The following is a 5,000-nucleotide window of genomic DNA, read 5'->3' as shown; positions in this document are numbered from 1 at the left end:
TGTCTTTAGCGGTTAAAACCGAAATTTGAAAATCAAGGTCCCCGATTTCTTCCGAAAAAGAAAGAAGCGAGGAAGAATATTTCAAAACTTCTTCCGCCATACGATTGAATTCCGCTTTTTCGATTTCTTGAATGATTTCGTCCGCTTCCAAGATCGTACGTTCTATCTCCTCCAATTTAGGAGTAGTGAAACGTTCGCTTCCTACAAGAGTCTGCTTTTTAAGATAGTCTTTCGGAGCTTGTGCGGCTTGGGCTCTGGAAATTTCAATAAAATAACCTACGATCTTATTATAACGAATCTTTAATGTATTCAGGTTTGTTCTTTTTTTCTCTTCCGCTTCTAAGTTTAAGATCCAATCTTTACCTTTAAATCCCGCCTCTCTCGCTTTATCCAGTCGTGCGGAGAATCCGGTCTTTAAAAAAGGACCGTTTCCTAAAATTACGGGCAGGTCATCCCCAGGATGTAAACGTTCTTCGATGAATTCCAAAAGAGTCTTTAATTCTTTCGAAGGAATGAGAAAAGGATAGGATAGAGCTTCTAGTTCCTTCTTGAGTTTAATTCCTGTAGAAATGGAATTCAAGATGGAGCGAAAATCCCTTGGATAGGTATGGTTCCCTCGGAAACGGGTGAGAATCCTTTCTATATCTCCTACGTCTCGGAGCGCGGCAACGAATGGAGCAAGGACTGTTTTGAAAAGAATATCCTGCTTTTCCCAACGGGAATAAAGGACGATAGGGTCGCATTCCGGAAATAGAATTCTTTGTTTGAGAAGTCTTTTTCCCTTTGCAGTATTGCAAAAATTGAATATAGAATAGAGAGTGTGATTCTTTTCCTTGTCGTTCTCTACGAGTTCGAGGTTGAGAATCGTTTCCCGATCCATCTCAAGGAACTTCCCGGAACTTAAAATTCTTGGTTCTCTCAAAACGAGTTTGTTGTCTCGATATGTTTCTCGGATATATCCGTCCAAATATCGGGAAAGGATTTGAAACTGATCTTTTTCTGAGGCTTCGGGTTGATCCTTTAAAACTGTGAATTCCCTGCCTTTGAAATATTCCAATTCTTGAAAGAAAGAAAGTTCGGATTGAGGTACACAGATTTCGGAGGGCCTGAATTTTTCAAGTTCTGCAACGAGTTTCTCTAAACCGGTGATGGATGCGGAGGAATAGAACAATTCCCCTGTGGAAAAGTCCGCCATTGCAAAGTAGATTAGGCTTTTTTTAAGATGCAAAACGGCAAGATAGTTATTTTGAAATCCGGAAAGAAGATTTTCCTCGATTACGGTTCCGGGAGTGATGATTCGCACCACGTCTCTTGTCATCAATTTGGAACCGGCTTCTTCGGGTTTGGATTGTTCGCAGATTGCGATCTTTTTTCCCGCGTTTAAAAGTCGGGAGATGTAGTTGTCTTTGGAATGATATGGAATTCCGCACATAGGAACCGCATTTTGTCTTTTGGTGAGAGCGATGTCCAAGATGGAAGAGGCTATCTTAGCGTCTTCCAAAAACATTTCGTAAAAATCGCCCATACGAAAGAATAGGATCGTATCGGGAAAATCCTTTTTGATCGCGAGGAATTGCTTCATCATCGGGGTGTTGAGCGCTTCTGCTAGGTCACTCCAATATTCCGCGGATGTTCCTGTTATTTTTGAATTCATAAGGCCGACCTTGCATTCCTGATAAATTGAATTACTTTTTGTGAATCTTTGATTCCGGGAGAGGATTCAACTCCGCTTGCAACGTCTACCCCGTAGGGTTTCACAGTTTGAATCGCATTCGACACGTTAGACGGGTTGAGACCTCCGGCCAAAAAAAACTTTCTTTCAATCAGAGTAATAAAGTCCCAGTTGAAGGTTTCTCCGGTTCCCCCACCGGCGTCTTTGGAATAACTGTCCAAGATTAGAAGTTCACTGGGAATGTCTTTGAGGTCCTTGTTGTAAATAGGAGAGTGTACTCTGTAAGAACAAATCTGGCGTTTTCCGAGAAGATTTTTCCGATCTGCGAAAGCGAGTTTCGGATCGTCCCAAACCCATTGGACAAGATCGTGATACAAAGAAGAAGTGATCGTTCGGATTTCTTCAGGAGAATTTTGATAAAACAACAATACGATTTCGGGAGAATTCTTTGTGTCTCTGTAAAATTCAGCGATTTTTTGAGCTTCTTCGAGCGAGATTTTTCTCGGGCTATAGGGAACAAAATTCAGTCCGATATAATCGGCTCCTTCTTCCAGGCAGATTTTTGCGATTTCGAGGTCCCGAATTCCGCAGATTTTGATTTTTGTTTTTTCAAAAATGTTCTCGTTCATGGATGAAAGTTTTTCCAGTCTTCCCGAAGGCTTTCTTTAGATCACGTACTTTAACACTGGTCAGTTTCTGCAGTAAATATACTTTCGAATTTGATGGCCTTATTTCATTCCTTTTCTCTCCCGGAGGGAAAAAAGATTAAGATTTTAATCGCGGGTAAGAAAGAATTACCTTCTATCCTTGGGGATGCCCGGACTCAAAGAAAGGAAATTTCAAGACTTACCGGAATTCCTAAATCGAAGGTTTATATTTTAAACCAGGTTCACGGAGACGAGATTGTCGACCTTGCGGCAATGGAATCTTTTTCTTTTCCGGAAGGAGACGCTTGGATTGGAGAAACTTCCGGTAAAGTTCTTTGTATCAAGACCGCGGATTGTATGCCCTTGTTTTTTTGGTCTGAACAAAGTTCTAAGTTTGTCGCGATTCATTCGGGTTGGAAGGGAACGTTAGCCGGAATTACGGAGAAAGCTTTGCGGCTCGCATTCGATGAATCGATCCTTACGAGTGGAATGCTCTTCGGTTATCTCGGACCTTACGCGAGCGGATCTAGATACGAGGTCGGTGAGGACGTGGCTCAATTGTTTCGAAACGAATTTCCGGATTGTTTGAAACAAAGAGGAGCGGATAAGACTTTACTTGATTTGGAATCCTTTCTGAAATTTCGTTTAGAGAAAAATGGAATTCAAGTTTTGCTTCGATCCGATAAGATCTGTACGATAAAAGAGGACTCAGACTTCTTCAGTCATCGGAAGAAAGACGTCGGAAGAAATCTGAATCTGATTTGGAGAGAAGGCTAAACCTTGGGGACTTTTTTGACCGCTGCGTTGATTTTTTCCAATACTTTCTCGCGTTTTACGGGCTTTGGAATGTAATCCATTGCGCCTTCGTCGATCAGGTTTTTCAATACGGCGGGGGTATTTTCTTCGGAAACGATTACTATTCTTGGAAGAACTCCTTTTTCCTTAATTTCAAAAAAGGTCGCATATCCATCCATCACCGGTAGATTGAGATCAAGAGTGATCAGATCGATACGTCTATGTTCGTCGTAGAGTTTCACGAGTTCCTTTCCGTTTTCCGCAAACCCGATCACCTGATATCCTTCCGATTCCAAAATTTGGGCCAACTGCTTGGCTTGGAATCGGGAGTTTTCGGCAATCAGTACCTGATACGGTCTTCCGTTGGGAGCTACACCTGCTTTCATATGTATTTACCTCTTTTTAGAGAAAGGATTCGATTACTTGACCGATTTCTTTTGTTCCGACAACTGTAGAATCCGTTTCCGCGATGTCTCCGGTTCTTTTTCCGGAAGCGATTGTTTTTCGGACTGCGGTTTCTATTTTGGTCGCTTCTTCTTCCATGGAGAAAGAATACCGTAACATCAGCGCGGCGCTGAGGACTTGAGCGATCGGATTGGCTATACCTTTTCCCGCTATGTCCGGAGCGGAGCCTCCGGAAGGCTCATACAAACCGAATCCCGACTCGGAAAGAGAGGCCGATGGAAGCATTCCGATCGAACCTGTGATGATGGAAGCCTCGTCCGAAAGTATGTCTCCGAACATATTCTCGCAAAGAACCACGTCGAATTGTTTCGGATTCACGATGAGTTGCATCGCGGCATTGTCCACGTAAAGATGATTCAATTGGACGTCGGAAAATTCTTTCTTATGCAGATCGTTTACAACTTCTTTCCAAAAAACGGAAGTTGTCAATACGTTTGCTTTGTCGATACTCGTAACTTTATTGTTTCTTTTTCTTGCGGCTTGGAATGCGACTCTGGTAATTCTTTCTATCTCTCTTCTGGAATATTTCATCGTGTCATAAGCGAATTCTTCCAGACCGGAGCCTTCTCTTCCTTTCGGTTGGCCGAAATAAATTCCTCCTGTCAATTCCCTTAGGATCAGGATATCCAGCCCGTCTCCGATGATGTCCGCGCGGACGGGAGAAGCGTTTTTGAGTTCGGGATAGATGATCGCAGGTCTTAGGTTTGCAAATAAATCGAAATGTTTTCGGAGAGGCAGAAGAGCTCCTCGTTCCGGTTGTTTTTCCGGAGGGAGAGTTTCCCATTTCGGTCCTCCCACACTTCCAAAAAGAATCGCAGAAGATTCTTCGCAGAGTTTGAGAGTTTCCGGAGGAAGAGGGTGGCCGGTTTTGTCGATTGCGATTCCGCCCACTAGGCCTTCTTTAAATTGAAACTCGGAAGTCTTTGCACCGAGAGTCTTTTTCAAAACGGAGAGGGCTATTTCCATGACTTCCGGTCCGATTCCGTCTCCGGAAAGTACTGCTACATTCTTCATTCTTTTTTTGGATCCTTTTAGTTTTGTTTGAGTACGGATTCTAAGATGTCCAACCCCTGATTTAAAAAGTCTGTGGAAATCGTAAGCGGGGGCATGATCCGAATTACGTTATCCGCTGTTGCGTTTACTACGAGTCCCGCAGACAAACAGGCTTCTGCTATCGGTCTGGAAGGAACTTTCAATTCGACTCCGATATGAAGTCCTTTTCCTCTGACTTCGGAGATCACCGGATATTTTTCCTGCATTTCTCTCAGTCTTGTAAAAGCTATATCGGAACAAAGATTTACGTTGTTTAGAATTTCCCTGGTTTGAATGATTCGAATCGTTTCGTAAGCGATCGCTGCCGCGAGATGATTTCCGCCGAATGTGGAGCCGTGAGATCCTTGTGTAAACAGATCTTGATATTT

General features: G+C 43.0%; 6 protein-coding genes (2 of these 6 only partly in view). 1 reads left to right on the top strand and 5 read right to left on the bottom strand.

The genetic code is table 11. The features are described 5' to 3' along the window. A protein-coding gene (gene mutS / locus FHG67_RS12750) for a DNA mismatch repair protein MutS (RefSeq protein WP_061216467.1) crosses the window boundary here: on the bottom strand, positions 1-1,654 show its 5' portion. It extends 893 nt beyond the left edge of the window; 1,654 of the gene's 2,547 nt are visible here — the first part of the coding sequence; the start codon lies at positions 1,652-1,654; its stop codon lies off the left edge, out of view. Next, entirely contained in the window at positions 1,651-2,301 is a 651-nt protein-coding gene (locus tag FHG67_RS12745; protein ID WP_004499952.1) for a phosphoribosylanthranilate isomerase, read from the bottom strand. The genes mutS and FHG67_RS12745 overlap by 4 nt, the downstream gene beginning before the upstream one ends. Positions 2,302-2,394: 93 nt before the next feature. Between FHG67_RS12745 and FHG67_RS12740 the strand changes: the two genes are divergently transcribed. Continuing rightward, complete coding sequence (locus tag FHG67_RS12740) at positions 2,395-3,096, top strand: purine nucleoside phosphorylase YfiH/LACC1 family protein (protein WP_004499937.1); 702 nt, start codon at positions 2,395-2,397, stop codon at positions 3,094-3,096. Here FHG67_RS12740 and FHG67_RS12735 read toward each other — a convergent pair. The 3 genes in view from FHG67_RS12735 to FHG67_RS12725 are tightly spaced (at most 17 nt apart) and all read right to left on the bottom strand, a layout consistent with a single transcriptional unit that may run on beyond the window. After that, the gene (locus tag FHG67_RS12735) at positions 3,093-3,500 is read right to left on the bottom strand and encodes a response regulator (RefSeq protein WP_002619362.1); all 408 of its coding nucleotides are present in this window, start codon (positions 3,498-3,500) and stop codon (positions 3,093-3,095) included. The two genes, FHG67_RS12740 and FHG67_RS12735, sit on opposite strands and share 4 nt — an antisense overlap. Positions 3,501-3,516: 16 nt before the next feature. Next, positions 3,517-4,593: a 3-isopropylmalate dehydrogenase gene (gene leuB, locus FHG67_RS12730; RefSeq protein WP_004499948.1), complete on the bottom strand. Its 1,077-nt coding sequence runs from the start codon at positions 4,591-4,593 to the stop codon at positions 3,517-3,519. Between the two features lie 17 nt (positions 4,594-4,610). Beyond that, positions 4,611-5,000: the end of an aspartate aminotransferase family protein gene (locus FHG67_RS12725; RefSeq protein WP_142499811.1), read on the bottom strand. The gene runs 831 nt beyond the window's last position; the window shows 390 of its 1,221 coding nt (coding positions 832-1,221); its start codon lies beyond the right edge, outside the window; its stop codon occupies positions 4,611-4,613.

Origin of the sequence: Leptospira weilii (assembly GCF_006874765.1) — a bacterium.
GTDB classification, from domain to species: domain Bacteria; phylum Spirochaetota; class Leptospiria; order Leptospirales; family Leptospiraceae; genus Leptospira; species Leptospira weilii.
Note: the sequence above shows the minus strand (reverse complement) of the source record. Positions and strands in the feature narration are given on the sequence as shown.

Coding starts and splice junctions, on each gene's coding strand:
- FHG67_RS12740 (WP_004499937.1), top strand. CDS start 2,395: ATGGCCTTATTTCATTCCTTTTCTCTCCCGGAGGGAAAAAAGATTAAG.
- FHG67_RS12735 (WP_002619362.1), bottom strand. CDS start 3,500: ATGAAAGCAGGTGTAGCTCCCAACGGAAGACCGTATCAGGTACTGATT.
- FHG67_RS12745 (WP_004499952.1), bottom strand. CDS start 2,301: ATGAACGAGAACATTTTTGAAAAAACAAAAATCAAAATCTGCGGAATT.
- leuB (WP_004499948.1), bottom strand. CDS start 4,593: ATGAAGAATGTAGCAGTACTTTCCGGAGACGGAATCGGACCGGAAGTC.